Genomic DNA, 22,591 nt, shown 5'->3' with positions numbered 1-22,591 from the left:
CCGGCCAGGCGCTGGGAAAAATCGGCTGGGGCAAAAACTTACTTCAGAATTGCTTGAAGTAAAGCTGTAAGCCCCGTGCCAGCTGCGTTGACTGGCGGCGCAGATGATCAAGGTGCGCACAGCGCACCCTACTGTTGGTAGCTGGGGTCGAGGCGATCTAGCTTGCGCAGCCAGGCCTGCCACAGCAGTTGGCGTTGCCATTGCGCGCCCTGCAGCTGCTCGCAGGCATGCTGCGACAGGTGTGCCGGAATCTCGCTGCAGGGCTGGCCACCGCCGATGGCGGCGAGCTGGATCTCGCAGGCGCGGTTCAGGTAATACATCACGTAGAAGGCGTCGGCCACGCTGGCGCCGACGCTGAGTAGCCCGTGATGGCGCAGCAGCAGGGCGATGTTGTCGCCCAGCGAGGCCTGGATGCGCGCACGTTCGTCCAGATCGAGCGCCACGCCCTCGTAGGCGTGGTAGCCCAGGCGCTGGTGAAACTCGGTGCTGATCTGGTTGAGCTGCAGCAGGCCATCGTTCTGCGCGGCCACCGCCATGCCGGCCAGGGTATGGGTGTGGATCACGCAATGGGCGTCGTCGCGAGCCATGTGCACGGCGCTGTGGATGGTGAAACCGGCGACGTTGTAGTCGGCGTTGCCCTCGACCACCTTGCCGTGCATGTCCACCACGATCAGGTCGCTGGCGCGAATTTCCTCGAAGAACAGGCCGAAGGGGTTGATCAGAAAACGCGGCTCGCCGTCGCCCGGCAGGCGCACGGAAAAGTGCGTGTAGAGGGTGTCGTCCCAGCCGAACAGGGCAGCCAGGCGGTAGGCCGCAGCCAGGTCGCGGCGCAGGGTGGCGATATCGTTCATGCGTTCTCCAGGCCGATGAAGCGGCGTACGCGCTGGTGGTTGCCGTGACGGATGGCGTCGGGCGAGTCGTCGAGCTGGACATGACCGTCTTCCATGAACAGCACGCGGTCGGAGATCGACAGGGCGAAGTCCATTTCGTGGGTGACGATCAGCATGGTCATGCCTTCGCGGGCCAGATCGCGGATCACCGCGAGCACGTCGCCCACCAGTTCCGGGTCAAGCGCCGAAGTGGGCTCGTCGAACAGCATGATGTCCGGCCGCATGGCCAGGGCGCGGGCGATGGCTACGCGCTGTTGCTGGCCGCCGGAGAGCTGGTGCGGGTATTTGTCGGCATGGGCCAGCAGGCCGACCTTGTCCAGCAGCGCCAGGGCTTGCCGGCGCAGTTCGGCGGTATCAACCAGGCCGTGATAGCGCGGCGCGAGCAGGACGTTGTCAAGGATGGTGCGGTGGGGGAACAGATTGAAACTCTGGAACACCATACCGATGCGCCGCACACCTTCGCGCTGGCGGCGGTTCTCGGGGCGGTCGCCGGCCTGGATGAAACTCTCGCCGAACAGCACGATCTCGCCTTCGTCGATACTTTCCAGACCGTTGACGGTACGAATCAGCGAGGTCTTGCCGGAGCCGGACGGGCCGATGATGGAAATCACCTCGCCAGGCTGCACGCTCAGATCGATGCCCTTGAGTACATGGTGGTTGCCGTACCGCTTGTGGATATTGCTCAGGTACAGCGCCGCCGGCGTGCCAGGCTTGCGAGCTCGGGTGTTGCCGGCCGCCATCTGTGGCAGGCTACTGCGCAGCTTGGCCACCTGGGCGTCGGCGAGGGTGCCGGGTTTACGCCGGCCAAGGTCGAGATGGCGCTCCAGATACTGCAGGCTCCAGCCGAACAGGCTGACGATCAGCACGTAGTACACGGCCACGGCGCCGAGGGTTTCGAGTACCAGGAAGTTCTGCGCGTAAAGGCGCTGGCCGACCAGCAGCAGTTCGCTGAGGGAAATCACCGAGACCAGCGAGGTCAGCTTGACGATGGTGACGTACTCGTTGGTCAGCGTCGGCAGTGCGATACGAAAGGCCTGAGGCACGACGATCAGCCGCTGCGTACCAAGCCGGCCAATACCCAGGGCACGGGCGGCCTCGCGCTGCCCTTTGGCTACCGAAAGCAGACCGCCACGGTGGATTTCCGCCATGTACGCCGCCTCGGTCAGCACCAGGGCGAACAGGCCGGCGTAGAACGGGTTGGACAGTACCTTGCCGCTGGCCGGGATGAGCTGCGGCAGGTTGTAGACGAAGATCAGCAGTACCAACAGCGGCACGCTGCGGAAGAACCAGACGTAGATCGCGGCCGGTGCGCTGAGCCAGCGACCGGCGGCTTGCTTGGCACTGGCCAGGCCGAAGCCGAGCACCAGGCCGAGCAGCCAGGCCAGGCTACTGAGTTTCACCACCGTCCAGCACGCGGCCCAGAAGGCCGGCATGGAAAACAGGGAGAAGAAATAGCTCCATTCAAACGGCATGCGTTATCTCCAGCGAGCCGTAAGCCACAAGCCACATGCTGCAAGCGAATCGGTTGTTGCCTTCGCTTGTGGCTTGCAGCTTGTCGCCTGCGGCTGCTTTTTAGGCTTCTTCCAGGTTGTATTTCTTCAGCAGTTCGGCGTATTCACCGCTGGCCTTGAAGTCGTCCAGCGCGGTTTTCAGGGCATCGAGCAGTTGGGCGTTGCCCTTCTTCACATAGATGCCCAGTACCTGCGGGTAGATCGAACCTTGGGAGCTGATGGCGATGCGGCCCCGGGATTTTTCGACGATCAGCAGCGAGGCGGCGTCGATCTCCAGGTGCGCCTGGATGTGGCCGGAGAGCAGCGCCTGGGAGGTTTCCGAGGTGGTCGGGTACTGGTTGATGGTAATGGCGCCGGCGCCCTGTTCCTTGCAGTAGCCGTCGGAAACCTTCTGCAATGCCGGAATCCATGAGGTGCCCTGTTGCAGGCCGACGGTCAGGCCGCAGAGCTCTTCGGGGGTGGCGGGTTTCTTCGTGGCGTCGCTGCGCACCATGATTGCTGCGCCGGTCTTGGCGTAGGGGATGGCGTCGGCTTTCTCCAGGCGCTCGGGGAGGATGTACATGCCGGAAATGATGGTGTCGAAGCGGCCAGCGTCGAGGCCGAGGATCAGGTTGGGAAAGGTGATGTCGCTGAAGCTGGCGCTCAGCCCTAAACGCTTGGCCAGAGCCGCCGAAACTTCCGGGTCGAAGCCTTTCACCTTGTCGCCTTCGTAGTATTCGAACGGTGGGTAGGTAATTTCCATGCCCACCTTCAGCTCGCCGCCGGCGATAGTCTTGGGCGTTTCGGCGGCGTGGGCGGTGGTGAACAGTCCGGCGAGGGTGCAGGCCAGAGCCAGGGTGGTGGTGCGCAGCGGGGTACGGGTTGCCATTGTGTTTATCTCCGGATCAGGTTTTATGGGCACCTCTAAAAACTATCTGCGTTGTCAGTGCTGCGTTGAAAACAGGCTCAAAATGCTCATTTGCAGCTCGTAAAGTCGAGCGCGACCCCGGTCGTTTTTCGCCTGTTTTCGCCTTGCACTGACTGCCTCGCCTACGTTTTTAGAGGAGCCCCTGTGGTGGCAGAGGGGAAAGTCATAGCGCGCTCGGCTGGTGCTTCAGGTGGCCGAAGCTGGACGGCGCGCGGGCGCGTTCGGGCAGCTGCAACTGGCCGTTCTCGACGCGCTTCTTGAGGTATTGGTAGGTCTGCAGCGCCTGGCTCCACATGTGCTCGCCGATGCTGATGGTTTCGTAGCGCTGGCCTGTTGCCTCGAACTGCGGCAGCGGGCGGATCTGCGTGTGGTAGTCGCAGGCATAGAAGAACGGGAAGGAGTAGCGCTCCTGGCTGACCTTGCGCACGCGGTGTGAGGTGGCGACGAAGGTGCCGGCACTCATCACCTCGAGCATGTCGCCGATGTTGACGACGAAGGTGCCAGCGCGCGGCGGGGCGTCGATCCACTGGCCGAGGTCGTTCATCACTTCCAGTCCCGGGCGGTCGGCGAGCAGGATGGTGAAGCACTCGTAGTCGGTGTGGGCACCGATGCCGGGTGCATCATGGGCGTCGCCGTCGAAGGGGTAGTGGATCAGGCGTAGCTTCGACGGCGGGAACTTGGCCATCTCGTCGAAGGTGATTTCCGGTAGGCCAAGGGCCAGGGCGAAGCCACGGAACAGCGTGCGGCCGAGCTGGAAGATGCGCGCGTAGTAGGCCTGCACCGCCTCCTTGAAGTTAGGCAGAGTGGGCCAGTCGTTGGGCCCCAGCAGCGGCGTGCCGGCCAGTACCAGCGGGTTGTCGGCGGGGACTTCGAAGCCGATGTCGAAGGCTTCCTTGTGGTCCGGCTTGCCGGCGCCGTAGCGCTCCTCGCCCTCGGGTACGAAGCCCTTGTGGCTGACCGAGGTGCCGATGTAGTGGAGCATCTTGGCGTCCAGGGGCTGGGCGAAGTAGTCCTCGGCGGCGCGGTGCAGGCCATCGATCAGCGTCTGCTCGATGCCATGGCCGCTGATGTAGAGAAAGCCCACCTCACGGGCGGCGCGACCCAGGTTCTCGGCCACGGCCAGGCGCGCGGCCGGGTCGCTGCTGAACAGGCCGGCGATGTCGACCACGGGGATTTCGGTGAAATGCTTGGCGTTGGTGTTCATCACGGCTCCTCAGCGACTGGTGAAACGGTGGAAGTGCTGGCGCTCGCAGCGCGCCATCCACTGGTTTAGCTGCCACAGGTCGGCCACTGGCACGTCGGTGAAGGGCAGGTGGTGCAGGTAGCCGTCCGGGCCGAATTCTGGCGTCAGGGTTGTGATCTGCAGGCCGCGCTTCTCCTGGCTGCTCCAGATGCTCTCCCAGTGGCGTTGATGGAAGGCCAGCACCTCGGCGTACTCCGGCGCGCCGGGGTGCGGCACCTGCGGGCCCTGGTCATAGCCGACGCGGGCCTGGATGTGGTCGACCCGCTCGATGAAGGCCGAGAGGTCGTCGGCAGGGTCGTCGAGCAGGCGCTCGCAGGTCACCAGCCAGTGGCTGATGTCGCTGGTGAAGTGCAGTTCGGGGACCTGACGGATAACGTCCAGCGTGACCCAGGGGCTGTACAGGGAACGGCCGCGATGAATTTCGAAACAGACGTGAAGGCCGCAGGCCAAGGCCAGTTCGGCGGCGCGACCGAAGAAATCGACCTGTTCGCTCAGCGCCCAGCGATCATTGCCGGGCAGTACGTTGACCAGGCGTGGGCTCAGCTCGGCGGCCCAGTCGAGCTTCATGCGCAGGTCTTCGAGGTGTACCTGCGGGCTATCGCTCTGGCGCGGCAGTACCGGTGTGGAGGTGAACAGGGTGGCGATATAGGGGACGTTCTGCTCGCGCAGCAGACGGGCATTGATGGCGCGCTGCGCAGCGGTCTCGGGGATGCGCGCTTCGATACCGTCGAAGCCGGCACCGAGCGCTTCATCGAGCGCTTGCTGCCAACTGCCGCGGTAACCCCAGAGGGTACGGAAGATTTCCAGTCGCATGGCCGTCTCCTGGAGAGGGCGAAGGTCAGCGGCAGATTGGCAAGGGGCGTGGTGTGGCGCCCGGTGGCGTGCGGTTCGAGCCGGCGCCTGGTTATGGCGGCATTGTTGGCTCAGCCTAGGAACGGGTTAAATCGCATCGAACAAATACTTAGTTCAGTGATTACTGAACTATCGATACGCCGTGCGATGTCCCGGATTTCATCCGGGCTACGTTTGCTGGATGTGCCAGGCCAGGGCAGGGCGCTACACTGGCGCTCCGTTCATCTGTCGTGCGCCGCCATGTCCCTCGCTTTACCCGACCTGAAACTGCTGAAGATCTTTGTCGCCGTGGTGCGTCATCAGGGCTTCGCCGCCGCGCAGCAGGAACTCAATCTTTCCACGTCGGCCATCAGTACCTACATGAGCCAATTGGAAAGTCAGCTCGGCATCGTGCTCTGCCATCGCGGCCGTGGCGGCTTCAGCCTGACCAGCAAGGGCGAGTTGTTTCACCAGGAAACCTTGCGCCTGCTCGGCGAACTGGAAGGTTTCGAGCGTTACTCGGCGGCGCTCAAGGGCGAGTTGCGCGGTACGCTCAACCTCGGCGTGCTGGACTCCACTGTCAGCGATCCGGCCCTGCCGCTGGCCGAGGTGATCGGCGCCTACAGCCAGGAGCACCCGGGCGTGCACCTGCACCTGTCGGTGATGAGCCCTTATGAGCTGCAACTGGCGGTGCTGGACAACCGCCTGGACCTGGCCATTGGCGCCTTTTCCACGCGCATGAACGGGCTGGTCTACCAGCCGCTGTACCGCGAGCAGCACTGGCTGTATTGCAGCGAGCGGCATGCGTTGTTCGAGCAGAGGCGGATCCCTGAGGAGCTGATCACCCAGCAGCGCATGGTCGGTCGTGGCTACTGGAGCCAGGCCGAACTGGCCCGCCATGGTTTCAAGCACAGTGCGGCTACCGTGGAGTCGATGGAGGCGCAGCTGATTCTGGTGCTCTCCGGCGCCTACATCGGCTATTTGCCGGAGCACTACGCCCAGCCCTGGGCGGATCAAGGCAAGCTGCGGGTATTGCTGCCAGCGGTATTTGGCTACCAGGCACCGTTCTCTTTGATCCTGCGCCGGGGGCGCACTCGCGAGCCGCTGATTCAGACCTTTCGCGACTTGCTCAAGACGCAACTGAATCAAATCTGAAACAGGGTCGTCTTTCTCCTTCGAGAGGCTTAGAGCCTACAACTGGCGCGGTTATCAGGCTGTGCTAGTACTTATCCATACGTCTGTACCAACATCAATTCGAACAGGGAAGCCTCGATGCGCCAGAACCTGCCCGTGACTCAGCGGGAAAGAACCTTCCCCGCTGATGAACGCCTGATTTCCACCACCGACCTCAACAGCAACATCACCTACTGCAACGACGCCTTCGTCGAGATAAGCGGCTTCACCCGCGAGGAGCTGGTCGGCCAGCCGCACAATCTCGTGCGCCATCCGGACATGCCGCCGGCGGTGTTCGGCCATATGTGGGACACCATCAAGCAGGGCAAACCCTGGATGGGCATCGTCAAGAATCGTGCGAAGAATGGTGATTTCTACTGGGTCAGTGCCTACGTCACGCCCGTCTACGAGAACGGCCGGGTTTCGGGCTACGAGTCGGTACGCTCACTGCCAACCGAGGCCCAGAAGCGTCGCGCCGAAGCGCTTTATGCCCGGCTGCGGGCTGGCAAATCACCCGTGCCGAAACTGGAATACTGGACGTACGATGTGGTGCGTTCCTGGCCGCTGATCGCCGCGTCGCTGCTGATCCTCGCGGCGCACTGGGTGGTCTCTGGCTGGCCGCTGATGGCTTTCATCGTGCTGACGCTGTTCGCGCTGGGTTCCTACCAGCTTTATCGGACCCGGCAGCTGATCCGCCGCACGCTGGCCGAGCATCCGAAAGCCTTTACCAGCGGCCTGGTGGCGCTGACCTACAGCGACAACCGTGGCGCCCAGGCGTTGCTGGATATGGCGATGATCAGTGAGGAGGCGCGACTGCAGACGGCGTTGACGCGGCTGGAAGATGCTGGCGAGAACGTCAAGAAGCGCGCCACGCAGTCCGCCGAGTTATCGCAATCCAGCGCACAGATGCTCGATCAACAGCGTGCCGAGACCGATCAATCGGCCACGGCGATCAACCAGATGGCGGCGACCATTCAGGAAGTTGCACACAACGTGCAGAACACCTCGCATGCTGCCGAAGAGGCTGATCGCCTGGCACGTGAGGGGCGCGATCTGGCTGTAGGCAGCCTTGATTCGATGCGCCAGATGGCCAAGGCGGTCAACGATATTGGCCAGGCGGTCAACGAGCTGGCCAACTCCACGCAGTCCATCGGCAGTGTGGCCGACGTGATTACTTCGATTGCCGAGCAGACCAACCTGCTGGCGCTCAACGCCGCCATCGAGGCCGCGCGGGCAGGGGAGCAGGGCCGCGGTTTCGCGGTAGTGGCCGATGAAGTGCGCTCGCTGGCTTCGCGCACGCGCCAGTCCACCGAGCAGATTCACCAGATCATCGCCGACTTGCGTGCAGGGGCCGAGCGTGCGGTGGTCACGGCGGGCAAGGGCGAGGACATTTCCCGCGGCAGTGTGCAGAGCGTGGAGTCGGTTCGCGATGCGCTGGAGGGCATCAGCTCGGCAGTGACGCGCATCACCAGCATGAGCCAGCAGATGGCGGCGGCTTCCGAAGAGCAGAGCCACGTGGCCGAGGACATCAGCCGGCAGATCACTCGTATCGCCCAGCTTTCCGATCACAGTGCCGGGCAGGCGCATCAGGGCGCGGCCATCAGTCGCGAGCTGGAGGAAATGGCCGATTACCTGCACAGTCTTGCGGAGCGCTTCAACCGCTGACCCTGGAGCCCGATGTAATCCGGAATGTTCCCGGATTGCATCCGGGCTACGCGAGCCCGAGCCGTTCTGGCACACTGCGCGGCATGTCTCGTCCGACCTGCTCCCGCTGCCAGCGCCCGCTTGGCCATTGCCTCTGTCCGCTGATTCCCGACCTCGAGAGTCGTACTCGTGTGCTTATCCTGCAGCACCCGAGTGAGGTCGGTCATGCCCTCAATACCGCTCGCCTGGCTGCGCTTGGGCTGCGCAATGCCGAGTTGCGCGTCGGTGAGGTATTCGCTGATCTGCCGCAATTACTCGCGCAGCCTGATTATCGAGCCTGCCTGCTGTTTCCAGGTGAAGAGGCTGTCGCCCTGACAGGCTACGCGTCCAAGGAGAAACCGCTGCTGTTGGTGGTGCCCGACGGCACCTGGCGCAAGGCGCGCAAACTGTTGCACCTCAATCCGTCGCTGATGGCATTGCCGCGAGTCAGCCTGAGCGCCGCAGCACCCTCGCGCTATCGCCTGCGCAAGGCTCCAGCAGAAGGGGCGCTGTCGACCATCGAAGCGATCACTGCCGCGCTGGACGTGCTGGAGGCGCCGCTGGGTTTCGATGCGTTACTGCGGCCCTTCGATGCGTTGATCGAAGGCCAGATTGCGGCGATGGGGGACGAGGTGTTCATCCGCAATCACCAGCGTTAACGAGGTGCGCATGGCGCACCCTGGGGTATGGCTTCGGGCGCGTATTCCGGATGCAATCCGGGGCGGTTCTGCGTCTCGACAACCTGTCCCGGACTTCATCCAGACCACGCAACGGGCATGGCACGTATTCAACGCTCGCGCATGGCTTCCGAGCGGGCCTTGAGTACGGGCTTGAGCAGGTAGGCCAGTACGCTCTTCTCGCCAGTGATGATGTCCACCGTGGCGACCATGCCGGGGATGATCAGCAGTGGCTGTTCCTCGCTACCGAGGTGGCTTTTGTCGGTGCGCACATGGATCAGGTAGAAGCTGTTGCCTTCCTCGTCGGTGATGGTGTCGGCGCTGATCAGTTCGAGGTTGGCCTTGAGTCCGCCGTAGATGGTGTAGTCGTAGGCGGTGAACTTGACCATGGCTTTCTGCCCGGGATGCAGGAAGGCCACGTCCTGCGGGCGGACCTTGGCCTCGATCAGCAGGCTGTCGTCCAGCGGCACGATTTCCAGCATGTCGCTGCCCGGCTGCACCACGCCACCGATGGTGTTGACCTTGAGCTGCTTGATCACCCCACGCACCGGCGAGGTGACGGTGGTACGGGTCACCTTGTCCTGGATGGCAACGCTGGTAGCAGTGATCTTCTTCAGTTCGGTGCGTAATTCGTTGAGCTCCTTGAAGGCCTCGGCGCGGAATGCCAGCTCGGACTCCTCCATCTTGCTCCTGATCTCGCTCATCGCCGCTTCGGCGCGCGGGATGGCCAGGTTGGTAGCCTCCAGCGAGCCGCGCACTTCCACCACGCTGCGGCGCAGACGCAACACTTCGACCTCGGAGATGGCGCCTGAGGCTACCAGCGGCTGCGACATGTTCAGCTCCTGCTGCAAAAGGCCGAGACTGGAGCGGTATTGCTGGGCCTTGGAGCGAAATTCGGCAAGTTCCTGCTCCTTCTGCCGCAGTTGCTCGCCCAAGGTGCGTTGCTCGCTGCGCAGACGTTGCTGGCGCGAGCGGTACAGGGCCAATTGGTCTTCGGCCAGCTGTGGCGCGTCGCGGGTGATTTCCTCGGGTAGCTGTGGTTCGCGCCCTTCGGCCTCTGCGCTCAGCCGTTCGAGACGGGCGATCAGCGCCAGTCTATCCGCTTCGGTTTCCCCGCGATTGGAGAGAAAACGTGTGTCATCCAGCCGCAGCAGGGTATCGCCCTTGTTCACCACCTGGCCTTCGCGCACGAAGATCTCACTGACGATGCCGCCCTCCAGGTTCTGGATCACCTGCACCTTGCTCGACGGGATGGCCTTGCCTTCGCCGGTGGTGACCTCTTCCAGCACGGCGAAATTCGCCCAGACCAGCGCTGCCAGCAGGCAGGCGCTGACCACCCAGATCGTGGCGCGGCTGAGCCAGGGCGAGTCCTCCAGAATGGCACCTTCGACTTCCGGCATGAACTCGGTGTCCTGACGTTTCTCGCGCAGGCTGCTGAAGTAGTTGCCGAGGCTCTGGGTCGCTTGCATCGCACGTCGCTCCTACAGGCTGGCCGGGCCGACGCGGCCCTTGCGCAAGGCTTCGATCACCGCTTGCTTCGGCCCGTCCGCCACCACATGGCCGTTGTCCAGCACGGCCAGGCGATCCACCAGGCTGAGCATGGAGGCGCGATGGGTGATGAGGATCAGCGTCTTGCCCTGCACCCACTTGTGCAGGCGCTGGCGCAGCAGGTCTTCGCTGGTGTTGTCCATGGCGCTGGTGGGTTCGTCGAGCACCAGGATTGGCGGGTCGAGCAACAGTGCGCGGGCCAGCAACACGGCCTGGCGCTGGCCACCGGACAGCAACTGGCCGCGTTCGCCTACCGGGCGTTCGAAACCCTGCGGATGCTGTCGCGCCAGTTCCACCACGCCGGTGAGCTCGGCGACTTCGAGCATGCGCGCGTCGCTGATGTATCGGGCGCCGAGGGTCAGGTTGTCGCGCAGGCTGCCGGCAAGCAGCGGCAGGTCGTGGGCGACGTAACCGATCTGGTGGCGCAGGTCGGCGACATCGAGCTGACGCAGGTCGAGGTTGTCGAGCAGGATCTGCCCTTCGTCGGCACTGTAGAAGGCCATCAGTAGCCGCGCCAGAGTGCTCTTGCCCGAACCGCTGCGGCCGATGATGCCGAGGCGCTCGCCAGCGCCCAGGCGCAGGCTGACGTTGTTCAGCGCCGGTGCGCTCTGCTCGGGGTAGGTGAAGCTGATCTGCCGGACTTCCAGGGCACCCTTGAGCTGGGTGCGATCCAGCGGCCGTTGCTTGTCCTGACGCTCCTGCGGCAGGGCCATCAGGGCATCGGTGCTGGTCATGGTCAGACGTGCCTGCTGGTAGCGGGTGATCAGCCCGGCGATCTGTCCCAGTGGGGCGAGGATGCGGCTGCCGAGCATGTAGCAGGCCACCAGCGCACCGACACTGAGGTTGCCGGCGATGATCAGATAGACCCCAGCGACTATAGTGGCCATGCCGGCGAACTGCTGCAGGAACAGGGTGCCATTGGTGGCCAGTGAGGCGAGGAATTTTGCATGGCCGTCCAGGCGGGTGAGGGCGCCGTGGGTTTGCTCCCATTGGTGCTGGCGCTCGCTTTCGGCACCACAGGCCTTGAGCGTTTCCAGACCGCCGAGGGTTTCGATCAGCAGCGCCTGGCGTTGCGAGCCGAGCTGCAGACTCTTCTGCACGGTATCGCGCAGGCGTACCTGGATGATGTAGGCGAACAACGCGGTGATCGGGAAGGCCAGCAGCGGGATGAATACCAGTGGCCCGCCGATCAGCCCGATCACCAGCAGCATCAACAGGGAGAAAGGCAGGTCGATCAGGCTGGTCAGCGTCACCGCAGTGAGAAAATCGCGCAGTCCCTGAAAGTCATGGATGCTTTGCGCGAAGCCACCCACCGTGGCCGGTCGTGCCTTCATCGACATGCCGGTGATGCGCTCGAACAGGGTGGCCGACAACACCACATCGGTTTTCTTGCCTGCGGTATCGAGCAGGTGCGCGCGCAGCACCTTGAGCAGCAGTTCGAAGCCGGTACCGATAAACAGACCAATGGCCAACACCCAGAGCGTCGCGGTCGCCTGGTTGGGCACCACGCGGTCGTAGGTCTGCATCACGAACAGCGGCACCATCAGGCCCAGCAGGTTGATCAGCAGGCTGGCCAGGACGGCATCGGTGTAGAGCCAGCGCGACAGCTTGAGGGTGTCGCGGAACCAGGCTTCGATGCGGGGCACCAGCGGCGTGCGGGCCTCCTCCAGCTGATGTCGCGGGCGGGCAAAAAAGGCCCGGCCGCTGTACTCGGCGGCCAGTTGTTCACGGCTGACCCATTGTTCGCCACCATCGGTCTCGCAGGGCAGGATCTGCGCCTGCTGCTTCGGCCCCCACTGGCGCAAGACCGCACAGCGACCGTCCTTGAGCAACAGCAGGACGGGCAGGTTGAGGGCGGAAATGCTGGCAAGGTCACGCTGCAACAGGCGACCCTGCAGCCCGGCCCGTGCCGCAGCACGCGGCAGCAGGTCGGGGCTCATGCGTTGCTCCGGCATGGGCAGGCCGGCACTGAGGGTGCCACGGCTGGCTGAGCAGCCGTGTAGCCGGCAGAGGATCAACAAACCATCCAGCAGCGGATCGTCGTGGCTGAGTCGCGGGTCACTGGCCGCCCCTGGCAGTTCCATGGTGGTCAATTTCTACTACTCCTCAAGCCGGTACTACTTCATATCCGGCAAACGTGCCTCGCTCTTCACTTCAGTGAGGGCTACAGCTTCCGCCGGGACCACGACCTGTTGCTGACGCAGCAGATCACCCATTGCCGCAACGACGCGGTACATCGAGAACTCTTCGCCGTAGCGCACTTCGGTGTAACGGCGGTTGGCAGTGAACAGCTCGTTCTCACTGTCGAGCAGGTCGAGCAAGGTGCGTTGACCCAGGCTGAACTGCTGCTGATAGGCCTCGCGAACCCGTGAGGTGTAGTCCGCATAATCACGTGCCTTGGGGGTTTGCAGACGCGCGTTTTCCATGGCGTTCCAGGCCAGCGAGAGGTTCTCGTTGAGCACACGCAGTGCGTTGTTGCGGATGTCCATCGACTCGTTGATCTGGTGCGCCGCCGACTGCAGCCGGGCCTTGTCGCGCATGCCGTTGAACAGGTTGTAGTTCATCACCACCGCGGCTCGCCAGGTGTTGTAGTGACCCTCATCGCCCTGCACGTTGTCATCGGCCGATGTCGCCAGCTCCAGATCGAAGCGCGGGTAGAAGGGCGACTTGGCGACCTCGTACTGCTTCTCGGCGGCGTGGACGTCAGCCTGTGCCGATTTCAGGAACGGGTTGTTGTCCATCACGGTTTGCCGTGCGGCGAGCAGATCGGCGGGCATGCCACCTTTGATCGAAGCCGGGCTTTCCAGCTGATCCGGCAGGCGGCCCACGGCGCTGAAGAAGTTGGCTTCGGCATCGGCCAGGTTGACCTCTTCGGTGTAGAGGTTGTTCTGCGCCAGTGCCAGGCGAGCTTCGGACTGATCCAGGTCGGCAGTGCTGCCAACGCCCTGGCGGCTGCGCAAGCCGATCTGATCGTTGATGCGCTGGTGTGCCTGCAGGTTGTTGCGGGCCAGGGTGACCATTTCGCGACGCATCAGCACGTCGAGGTACACCTCGACGGTGCGCAGGGCCAGGCTTTCGGAGGTGCCGAGCAGGCGATAGGCCCGTGAGTTCACCACGGCCTCGGTACGTGCCACTTCATTGGGGGTATTGAAGCCGTCGAAGAGCATCTGTCTCAGTCGAAGTTCGGCATCGCGGTAGTTGAGTGTCTCCTTGTTGTGATCGCCCAGTGCGCGGGTACTGGGGCTGTCCGTCTGCTCGCGACCGTAGCCGACCAACAGGTCGACCGTTGGGAGATATCCCCCTTTCGCGAATTTCACGTCCTCATCCGATGAGAGTCGACTATTGGCGGCTGCGTGGATTTCCGGGTGATTGTCCAGCGTGCTTTGAATCGCTTCCGAGAGATTCATGGCGTGCGCCTGGCTGCAAACAGTCGCCAAAAGCATGGCGCTCCATAGCGGGGTCAAGGTGCGCATTGGCGTTTCTCCTGACTGAGTTCTTATCCTGTCGCCATTAAAATGGCGTTTTTGCCTGTAAAACCGTTTCAGGCTTGTAACATCAGAGCTAAGAACAACTTTTGGAGAACCTAAGATGTTTTTTTCACAACCTATATTCAGAAAAAATCTTATGAACTCTGCGAAAAGCAGCACATTGTTTGAACCTGTGAGCTGCGCAAACCCTCATTTTCCGTGGGTTGTGCAGCTGAAATGGGTTGTCAGGCATCACAGGGCGGGGATTCATCTGATGGAGTAGTTCGACGCAGGTTGTAGTGACATTTTTTTGTCAGTAGCGTTTTTGGGATTTTGCGCCGTTCCATTTCAATCAGCTGTCTTGGGTTTCTCCTCGGCTTCGAAAAGGTGTTCTGACCCTTTCGGTAGGTACGTGTCGGCGGTGGTCGGCAGCCGTAGTGAGGATGGAATCATGGCTACTCTTATTGGTGTCGTCAGTCAGGTTGTCGGCGAAGTGTTCGCGGTAGCGAGCGACGGATCGCGCCGGCCGATCAGTGAAGGAGACCGGGTCTACGCGGGCGAGCAACTGGTAACCGGCGCCTCTGGCGCGGTGGCCATTGCCATGACCAACGGCCAGCAACTGACGCTTGGGCGCGACAGCAGCATGACGCTCGACGCGCAGATGCTTGCCGCCAGTCCCGACTCGCAGACTCCGACGGCCGATGCGCCGCCCCCCGTTCCCAGCGATAGCGATCTGACCGACGTCGAGCGACTGCAGGCGGCGATCGAGGCCGGCGTCGACCCGACCCTTGAAGGTGAAGCCACCGCCGCCGGCCCGGGTGCAGGTGGTGGTGCAGGCGGTGTCGGTGGCGGCCACTCCTTCGTGCTGCTCGGCGAGGTCGGCGGCGCACTCGACCCCGTGATAGGTTTTCCCACCGCAGGGCTCAGCACCGGTCCCGAATTCCCCGATGGCGAGCCGATTGTCGATCCGGATGACGCGGTGGTGCTCGAGGTTGACGGTGCCCCTACCGGGGGCGAGGCTATCAATGCAGTCGACGAGGAGGGTTTGTCAGGCGGCATTGCAGGCGGTCCAAACGATCTTCCCGGTGAGGCTGCCTCGGTATTCGGTATTTTGGGCTACAGCTTTGGTCCTGACGGCCCGGGTGGTTTCACCTGGAGCACGGCTGGGCTGTCTGAGCTTGGGATGACTTCGGGGGGCGTGGCGCTTAGCTATGAAGTGAGTCTGGATGGACTGACGTTGATGGCTTTCGCTGGTGATCAGGAGGTCTTCACGCTCGAAGTCACCGACCTGTTGGCCGGTACTTACACATTTGAACTGCTAGCCGCGTTGGATCACGAGCCGCCGCTGCCCGGAGGCAGCGACGAGAACGATCTCTTCCTTACCTTCACCTACACCATCACGGACGGCAACGGCACCCCTGCGACCGGCAACCTGAGCATCATGGTCGACGATGACAGTCCCGAGCTGGTCGAAAGCGAAGGTGAGCCTCCGGTCGTCGGAGGCCTGGTGCATGAGGATGCCCTGGTCAGTATTGGTAACGCCGAACCCGGCAACCTGCCCGCGCAAACCCATCAGCTCATGGGTGATCCGGGGGCGCTGGATGTGCTGGTCAACTTCGGGGCTGATGGGCGCGGGGGGTTCCAGCTGAGTACCGACCCTGAGGCATTGACCGATCTGCAGGCGCTGGCTCTGACCTCGGCTACCGAACCGTTGGTCTATTCAGTTGCGGTCTCGGACGATGGCAGCACGAGCACACTGACAGCGACTGCGGGTGGCGTGCCGGTATTCACCTTGGTCGTGACCAGCGATGGTGGGTATGTATTTACCTTGTCGGGGCCGATCGATCATCCACGCAAGGACGGAGATGACAGCGAGCTGCTGGGCGACAAGGACCTCGCGCTGGACTTCTCCAAGCTGCTGATCGCCACCGACTACGACGGCGACGCGGTGCCAGGTGGCTTCAACCCTGGCAGCTTCGTGATCGACGTGGAGGACGACGTACCCGTGTTGGTGGAGGACAGTGGCAAACACTGCCTGACCATCACGTATCAGGGCGGTGATGCGTCATACCTCAACAGCTATGGCTATTACATCAAAGGCCCGGATGGTGAGCCGATTAGCGGTCAGATCATCTGGGGCGACACCAGCGGCCTGACAGAGGGCGACTCGATCACCCTTCACGGGCTCGACCCGAGTGAGGTTGGTTTCTTCATCATTCCCAATGGGGGCTTGAACGGCGCCGCCAGCAACACCGAAGTAACCTTCCAGCTCGTGGAGGGGCAGTGGCAAGCGTTCATCGGCGATACACCCATCAATGGGGCCGGTGGTGCTGACGTATTGTTCGACAACCCAGCGTTGAACCCCGCTGGCAAGTCCCATGTTGACGACAATGCCGCGCAGGGCAACCAGAACTGGGAAGACGTCAGCGACGGCAACAGTGACAACGACTACAACGATGTGAACATCCAGGTGGCATGGACCACCAAGGCTCCCGTCGGCGGCACGGTGCACGAAGACCAATTGGACACACCTTATCCAGGTAACCCTGAAGCTGGTCAGCGTCTGCTGATCAGTACGGAGGGTGGCGCCGGTAGTTTGATGGCGCTGGTGTCCTTCGGGGCTGACGGCCCTGGTGCATTCGGCCTGGTGGACAGTGAAACGGTGGCAGAGGTACTGGGTGCCCAGGGCCTCACTTCTGGCGGCGAGCCGATGCTCTACAGCATCAGCACGACCACGGACCCTGACGGCAACCCGATTAGCACATTAACCGCAACGGCTGCCGCAGAAGTTGGCGGCTACCCGGTATTCACCCTGATAATCAACGCCGATGGCAGTTTCAGCTTTGAGTTGCAAGGACCCATCGATCATCCGAGCGATGACGGCGACGATAACGAGCTATGGTCGAGCGAAGGCGGCATCGGCCTTGACTTCACTCACCTGTTCACCGTTACCGATGGCGACGGCGACCCGCTACAGCTGCCTGAAGGCGCGAAAGGCCTGTTCGTCATCAAGATTCAGGATGACGTGCCGTTGCCGGCCCAGCCCAATCCGCAACAGCCGGTGGTCAGTGGGCTGGTGCACGAAGATGCCTTGGGTAACGGCAACGCCGAGCCCGGCAGCGAGCCTGAGCAGACCCTCACGGTTGAGGGCGGTATCGGCGCATTGGATGTACTGGTCAACTTCGGCGCCGATGGTCGCGGTGGTTTCCACCTGAGTCAGGAGCCCGGTGCGCTGTCTGGACTGCAGACACTTGCCTTGAGCTCCGGCGGTGTTGCGCTGTTCTACGTCGTGTCTACGGATGGCACCACGCTCACCGCTACGGCTGGTGAAGGTGGCAGCGAGGTCTTCCGCCTCGAGGTCAATAGCGATGGCAGCTACCTGTTTACACTCAAGGGCGCGTTGGACCATCAGGAGGATGATGGTATCGACTCCGAAACCCTTGGTGACAACAGCCTGGCGCTGGATTTCTCCGGTGTGCTGGTAGCCACCGATGGCGATGGTGATCCGCTGGCCGACGGTTTCGATGCCGGCAGTTTCGTGATCGATATCGAAGACGATGTGCCGACGCTCAACGAACCCAATCCGCAGCTACCTGCTGTGGGTGGCATTGTGCACGAAGACCTGCTGAGCACCCCGCACACGGGTAACCCCGACGGTGCGTTGCAGGCATTGGTGGTCAGCACTGTCACTGGTGGAGGAAGCCTTTCTGCCCTTGTGTCGTTCGGCGCCGATGGTCCCGGTGAATTCAGCCTGGTGGATGCCGATACGGCAGAGAGCCTGCTGTGGGCGCAAGGCCTCACCTCTGGCGGTGAGCCCCTGGATTACGTGGTGATCGAAGAGCACGATGGCAGTGGCAATCTGCTCAGTACCACGCTCACGGCCACTGCCGTGGGAGGCTATCCGGTATTTGAACTGGTGGTGAAGGCCAACGGCGACTTCATCTTCGAACTGCAAGGGCCCATCGATCATCCGGTTCAGGATGGTAACGACGATGAGTTGTGGTCGTCGGAAGGCGGATTTGGCATCGATTTCACCCAGTTGATCACCGCTACCGACGGCGATGGTGACCCACTGGATATGCCGCTCGATGCTGCTGGATTGTTCGTCATCAACGTGCAGGACGATGTACCTGAGCTGGTGGATGACGGCCCCAATCACTGTCTGACCCTTACCTACAAGGGCGGTGATGCCGGCTACCTCAACAGCTACGGCTACTACATCAAGGGGCCTGATGGCATACCGGTCAGTGGCGTGCTGGTCTGGGGTAATACCACCGCCATGCAGATCAATGATTTCATCACGCTGCAGGGGCTCGATCCCGCGTCAGTGGGCTTCTTCATCATCCCCAATGGTGCCTCGAACGATGTACCTGACGGCACTGCGCTAACGTTCCAGTTGATCGATGGGCAGTGGCAGGCTGTGGCTGATGGTCAGCCGCTTACCGGCAGTGGCGGCACTGATGTACTGTTCGACAACCCGGCGCTCAACCCCGCCGGCAAGACCCATGTACAAGACAACGACGCTCCCGGAAACCAGAACTGGGAGGATATCAACAGCGCCAGCGCCAGCGATAACGACTACAACGATGTCAATATCCAGGCCACCTGGACGGTCAAGACGCCTTCACCGGTAGGCGGTACGGTACATGAGGACAAACTGACCGATCCCCATCAGGGCAACCCGGATGGCCCCGGCCAGACTCTAGTGATCAGTACTACGACGGGCGCGGCCAGTTTGCTCTCACTGGTGGCCTTCGGCGCCGATGGGCCCGGTGATTTCAGCCTGGTGGGGGAGGATAGTGCAGCCGAGTTGCTGAATGCCCAGGGACTGACGTCTGGCGGTGAGCCGCTCGACTACGAGGTCACCCAGGAGTTCGATGACGACGGCAATCTGGTCAGCACCACGCTTACTGCGACGGCCACGGTTGCAGGCGGTTATCCGGTATTTGAACTGGTGGTGAAGGCCAACGGCGACTTCAGATTCGAACTGCAGGGGCCAATCGACCATCCGCTGAAAAATGGTGATGACAACGAGCTCTGGTCGTCGGACGGTGCCTTTGGCATCGACTTCACCCAGTTGCTGGCGATCACCGATGGTGATGGCGACCCGCTGCAGATACCGCAGGGGGCTGGCGGTCTGTTCGTCATCAACGTGCAGGACGACGTGCCAACCCTGGCCGAGAAGGACTGTGGCTGCGATCCCAAGAACATCGATCATGGCATTTCCCATGTGCTGTTCCTGGTCGACACCGTCGACGGCACCAAGGCGGTCAAGATCGAATACCCCGGCGGGAGTGACATCAAGGATCCGAGCCACCCGCAAGGCTACGTTGCCTGGGTCGAGCAGGCCTATGGCGGCACCGTCGAGGCCTATTACATAAAGGCCGGTACCAAGTTCTACGACGGCGATGGTGACGTCATCAATCCCGTCGAGCTAGGCCTGGGCAGCTACCTGGTCGGTGGCAACAGCGCCTTCGGTGGAACCCAGGTGATCGTTGCCAAGCACCCGCAGTATCAGGCCGTGGACGAGAATTGCGCGCCCACCTTCGATCACCTGGTGCACGAGGATCAGCTCGGCTCGCCCTATCTGGGCAATCCCGAGGCCGGCCAGACACTGGTGGTCGAAGGCAGTGCCGGCACGCTGCATGCGCTGGTCGATTTCGGCGCCGATGGGCCGGGGAACTTCAGCCTGACCGGTGATGTGGCTTCGATGCTGACGCAGCAGCTCAGCTCCGGTGGCGTCGAACTGAGCTACCGGGTCGAGTACGAATGGGATGGCGACCAGTTGGTCAATTCCACCCTGATCGGTGAGGTGGCGGGTGTCGAGGGCTACCCGGTATTCAGCTTCGAGGTGGGTGCTGACGGCAGTTATCGCTTCGAGCTCAAAGGTCCGCTGGATCATCCGCTGGGCGATGGCGACGATAGCGAGACCTTGGGTACGGCAGGGCAGCCCATCGATTTCTCCAAGATGCTGCAGGCGACCGATGGCGACGGCGACCCGCTACCCGCCGGCTTCGCGGCAGGGACGCTGGTGATCGACGTGCAGGATGACGTGCCCATTGCCGCCAGCGACAAGCCCGACTGCATCGTGCAGGCCGCGCCACCGCTGGTGAACCTCACCCTGGTGCTGGATATCTCGTTAAGCATGGCCGGTTCCAAGCTGGAATCCCTCAAGCAAGCGGTGATCGACCTTGCCCAGGGTTATGCCGGCCTCTCTGCACCGGTGCACGTCAATCTGATCACCTTCAACTCGGGCGCTGCAGAAATCGGCGACTTCACCTTCAGCGCGCTGGGTGATCCGGGTTACACGGATCTGCTCACGGCGGTCGAGGGTCTTACCGTCAGTGGTTTCACCAACTACGAGCAGGCCCTGGGCGTGGCCAAGACGCAGATCACCAGCGACATCAACGCTCCGGGTGCCGATCCAGCGCAGCAGCACAAGCTGTACTTCATTTCCGATGGTGAGCCTACCGTCGGAGCGCAGGGCGCGACGCTGACCAGCTGGATCGCCAACAACTGGACGAACTTCATCGGCAACGTCGATGGTGATAACAACAGCGCCACCAATAGCTTTACCGCGCACTCCGTGGGTGTCAGTTTCACGGGTTCTTTCATGGGGCAGATCGCCAGTGATGGTTCGGTGATCAGCAGCGAGCCTGACAGCCTGTCCGAAACTCTGCTGGACCTGGCCGATCTGGGCGGCAGCGTCTCTGGTGACGTTCTGGTCAACGACAGCCTGGGCGCCGACGGTCTGGGGCGTATCGAATCAGTCAGCGTCGATGGCCAGACTTTCAGCCTCAATGAAGCCGGCGACGGCATCGAGGTGAGCGGGGCTGGTACTGTCGCCTGGGGCTTCGATGCCGCGACCGCTGAGCTGACGCTCACTACCGCAACCGGAACGCTGAAGATTCATCTGGATGGCGACGATATCGGGCAGTTCGACTTCTCCGCACAAGGCAACCTGAACTTCGGCCCCAGTGGGCAACTGACGCAGAGCTTCACCTATGTGGTGAGCGACGGCGACGGCGACCACGCTACGGCCGATCTGGATATCTGCATCCGCGGCGACCAGTCGGTGCTGGTAGTCGGCAGCAACGCCGACGACACACCGAACTCCAGCGTGCCCCATCATGTGCCCAGTCAGTGCGACGATGGCAAAGGGGCTATCGAAGGGACCTTCGGCAATGATGTGCTGGTTGGCGATCTGGGTGGTGCCAAGCCTCCGGTGGTCAAACCGGCGGAGAATTACAACATTGCCTTGATCCTCGATCGTTCCGGCAGTATGGCGGACAATCCGGATGGCCCGGGGGGATACAGCAGCCGGCTGGGGTTGCTCAAGGATGCGGTCAATGCCTTTGTCGGCAAGCTGGGCACTCACACGGGGCAGATCAACATCGCGCTGATCTCCTTCTCGTCCAGCTCCAGCCTGTTGCTCAGCGGTACCCTGACGCAGATCCAGTTAGCCCTGGCGGCGCCTAACAACGTGCTGATGGCGCTGACTGCTTCCGGCGCCACCAACTACGAGGCGGCGATGCAGCAGGCCAATGCCTGGTTCGATGGGGTGGAGGCCAACGACTATAACAACCTCGCCTACTTCCTGACCGATGGCGACCCGACCACTTATAACAATGACAACGGCAACAGCGGCAGCACGGTGAACTACCGCGACGTCAACCGGGCTCTGGATGATGCGACGGCGCTGATGGATCGCGCCGAGGTGCATGCCATCGGCATCGGTACCGGGGTCAACAGCAATGTGCTGCGTTTCTTCGACAATACCGATGTCACAGGGCAGGGGTCACTATCATTCGGTGGTAACACCGTTAACGGTGCGGTAGGCGAGCCGCAGATCGTGACCACGCCGAGTCAGCTTTTTGCGGTACTCGATCCCGGCAGCGTCACCGATGGTGGCTACGCCAGCCTGGGTGACGATCATCTGGTAGCTGGTGCAAGTGACGACTACCTGTTCGGTGACTCGCTCAATACCCTGTGGATAGATGCCAGCAAGGCGCCGGGTTATCAGGTGCTGATCGATCACCTGACGATAACCTTGGGCGCAGCCCCGACCCAGGCGCAAATCATGGACTTTATCCAATTGCATGCCGAGCAACTGGGGGCGTCGGTACCGGGTGTCGGAGGAGATGACAAGCTCGAAGGTGGCGCCGGCAACGACTGGCTGTTCGGCCAGGGCGGCGATGACATCCTGATCGGTGGCACCGGCAATGACGTGCTGTTCGGCGGCAGCGGCAACGATACCTTCGTCTGGAATGCTGGCGACCGAGACGGCAACTACCACGATGTCGTGAAGGACTTCGGCCTGGGCGACAAGCTGGATCTGTCCGATCTGTTGGTGGGTGTGAGCGACTCCGGCGACGCCAATGTGCTGGATGACTATCTGAGCTTCAGCTTCACGGCCACCAATACAGTGATCAGTGTTTCCAGCTCCGGCAACGTGGCTGACACCTCCACCATCGATCAGACCATCACCCTGGAGAACACCTTGCTTGGCGGCGGTATGGGCAATGCTGCTGACATAATCGATGACATGTTGAACAGCCAGCAGTTGGTCGCCTGAGGTGTGAGGGAGGCCGTCAGTGCTGCGCTGGCGGCCTTTCAGGCAAAGGGAAATGCTTATCAGAGTTTCCTTAGTTGGAGCACTCA

The 22,591-nt window shown here is 62.2% G+C and carries 11 protein-coding genes and 2 pseudogenes; 5 read left to right on the top strand and 8 right to left on the bottom strand.

Going from position 1 to position 22,591, the window contains the following annotated elements:
• Positions 1 to 128: 128 nt before the first annotated feature.
• The 5 genes from H3221_RS09500 to H3221_RS09480 all read right to left on the bottom strand — a co-directional run bounded on the left by H3221_RS09500 (position 129) and on the right by H3221_RS09480 (position 5,364).
• On the bottom strand, positions 129 to 851 hold the full coding sequence (locus tag H3221_RS09500; RefSeq protein ID WP_196474007.1) for a class II aldolase/adducin family protein: 723 nt from the start codon (positions 849 to 851) through the stop codon (positions 129 to 131).
• Entirely contained in the window at positions 848 to 2,362 is a 1,515-nt protein-coding gene (locus H3221_RS09495) for an amino acid ABC transporter permease/ATP-binding protein (RefSeq protein ID WP_196474008.1), read from the bottom strand. The genes H3221_RS09500 and H3221_RS09495 overlap by 4 nt, the downstream gene beginning before the upstream one ends.
• 100 nt (positions 2,363 to 2,462) lie before the next feature.
• Positions 2,463 to 3,269: an ABC transporter substrate-binding protein gene (locus tag H3221_RS09490; RefSeq protein WP_196474009.1), complete on the bottom strand. Its 807-nt coding sequence runs from the start codon at positions 3,267 to 3,269 to the stop codon at positions 2,463 to 2,465.
• Positions 3,270 to 3,471: 202 nt separating this feature from the next.
• Positions 3,472 to 4,512, bottom strand: a complete 1,041-nt coding sequence (locus tag H3221_RS09485) for an isopenicillin N synthase family dioxygenase (protein ID WP_196474010.1) — start codon at positions 4,510 to 4,512, stop codon at positions 3,472 to 3,474.
• Between the two features lie 9 nt (positions 4,513 to 4,521).
• Entirely contained in the window at positions 4,522 to 5,364 is an 843-nt protein-coding gene (locus tag H3221_RS09480; RefSeq protein ID WP_196474011.1) for a sugar phosphate isomerase/epimerase family protein, read from the bottom strand.
• 279 nt (positions 5,365 to 5,643) lie between these two features.
• On the opposite strand from H3221_RS09480, the gene H3221_RS09475 reads away from it, so the two are divergent.
• The 4 genes and pseudogenes from H3221_RS09475 to H3221_RS09465 all read left to right on the top strand — a co-directional run bounded on the left by H3221_RS09475 (position 5,644) and on the right by H3221_RS09465 (position 8,897).
• Positions 5,644 to 6,537: a LysR family transcriptional regulator gene (locus H3221_RS09475; RefSeq protein WP_074675036.1), complete on the top strand. Its 894-nt coding sequence runs from the start codon at positions 5,644 to 5,646 to the stop codon at positions 6,535 to 6,537.
• A 117-nt stretch (positions 6,538 to 6,654) separates the two neighbouring features.
• A pseudogene (locus H3221_RS25795) lies at positions 6,655 to 6,936 on the top strand (PAS domain-containing protein); the annotation flags it as partial.
• A gap of 309 nt (positions 6,937 to 7,245) precedes the next feature.
• A pseudogene (locus H3221_RS09470) lies at positions 7,246 to 8,220 on the top strand (methyl-accepting chemotaxis protein); the annotation flags it as partial.
• 83 nt (positions 8,221 to 8,303) lie between these two features.
• Positions 8,304 to 8,897, top strand: coding sequence for a tRNA-uridine aminocarboxypropyltransferase (locus H3221_RS09465; RefSeq protein WP_196474013.1), 594 nt, complete (start codon positions 8,304 to 8,306; stop codon positions 8,895 to 8,897).
• A gap of 128 nt (positions 8,898 to 9,025) precedes the next feature.
• Here H3221_RS09465 and H3221_RS09460 read toward each other — a convergent pair whose 3' ends face one another.
• From H3221_RS09460 to H3221_RS09450, 3 genes are read right to left on the bottom strand one after another with little or no spacing between them, the layout of a single operon-like run.
• Positions 9,026 to 10,384: an HlyD family type I secretion periplasmic adaptor subunit gene (locus tag H3221_RS09460; RefSeq protein WP_160016768.1), complete on the bottom strand. Its 1,359-nt coding sequence runs from the start codon at positions 10,382 to 10,384 to the stop codon at positions 9,026 to 9,028.
• 12 nt (positions 10,385 to 10,396) lie between these two features.
• Positions 10,397 to 12,547 carry a type I secretion system permease/ATPase gene (locus tag H3221_RS09455; protein ID WP_196474185.1) on the bottom strand — a complete coding sequence of 717 codons (2,151 nt, stop codon included), beginning with the start codon at positions 12,545 to 12,547 and terminating at the stop codon, positions 10,397 to 10,399.
• A 33-nt stretch (positions 12,548 to 12,580) separates the two neighbouring features.
• Positions 12,581 to 13,936 (bottom strand): TolC family outer membrane protein, encoded by a 1,356-nt coding sequence (locus H3221_RS09450; protein ID WP_196474014.1) that lies wholly within the window; start codon positions 13,934 to 13,936, stop codon positions 12,581 to 12,583.
• A gap of 445 nt (positions 13,937 to 14,381) precedes the next feature.
• Here H3221_RS09450 and H3221_RS09445 point away from each other — a divergent pair, with 445 nt between their 5' ends.
• Positions 14,382 to 22,505, top strand: a complete 8,124-nt coding sequence (locus H3221_RS09445; RefSeq protein ID WP_196474015.1) for a retention module-containing protein — start codon at positions 14,382 to 14,384, stop codon at positions 22,503 to 22,505.
• The last annotated feature ends 86 nt before the right edge of the window (positions 22,506 to 22,591 follow it).

Origin of the sequence: Pseudomonas chaetocerotis (assembly GCF_015712105.2) — a bacterium.
Taxonomy (GTDB): domain Bacteria; phylum Pseudomonadota; class Gammaproteobacteria; order Pseudomonadales; family Pseudomonadaceae; genus Aquipseudomonas; species Aquipseudomonas chaetocerotis.
The sequence above is the reverse complement of the archived record's forward strand: the minus strand, read 5'-3'. Positions and strand labels throughout refer to the sequence as shown.

Coding starts and splice junctions, on each gene's coding strand:
- H3221_RS09500 (WP_196474007.1), bottom strand. CDS start 851: ATGAACGATATCGCCACCCTGCGCCGCGACCTGGCTGCGGCCTACCGC.
- H3221_RS09495 (WP_196474008.1), bottom strand. CDS start 2,362: ATGCCGTTTGAATGGAGCTATTTCTTCTCCCTGTTTTCCATGCCGGCC.
- H3221_RS09490 (WP_196474009.1), bottom strand. CDS start 3,269: ATGGCAACCCGTACCCCGCTGCGCACCACCACCCTGGCTCTGGCCTGC.
- H3221_RS09485 (WP_196474010.1), bottom strand. CDS start 4,512: ATGAACACCAACGCCAAGCATTTCACCGAAATCCCCGTGGTCGACATC.
- H3221_RS09480 (WP_196474011.1), bottom strand. CDS start 5,364: ATGCGACTGGAAATCTTCCGTACCCTCTGGGGTTACCGCGGCAGTTGG.
- H3221_RS09475 (WP_074675036.1), top strand. CDS start 5,644: ATGTCCCTCGCTTTACCCGACCTGAAACTGCTGAAGATCTTTGTCGCC.
- H3221_RS09465 (WP_196474013.1), top strand. CDS start 8,304: ATGTCTCGTCCGACCTGCTCCCGCTGCCAGCGCCCGCTTGGCCATTGC.
- H3221_RS09460 (WP_160016768.1), bottom strand. CDS start 10,384: ATGCAAGCGACCCAGAGCCTCGGCAACTACTTCAGCAGCCTGCGCGAG.
- H3221_RS09455 (WP_196474185.1), bottom strand. CDS start 12,547: ATGGAACTGCCAGGGGCGGCCAGTGACCCGCGACTCAGCCACGACGAT.
- H3221_RS09450 (WP_196474014.1), bottom strand. CDS start 13,936: ATGCGCACCTTGACCCCGCTATGGAGCGCCATGCTTTTGGCGACTGTT.
- H3221_RS09445 (WP_196474015.1), top strand. CDS start 14,382: ATGGCTACTCTTATTGGTGTCGTCAGTCAGGTTGTCGGCGAAGTGTTC.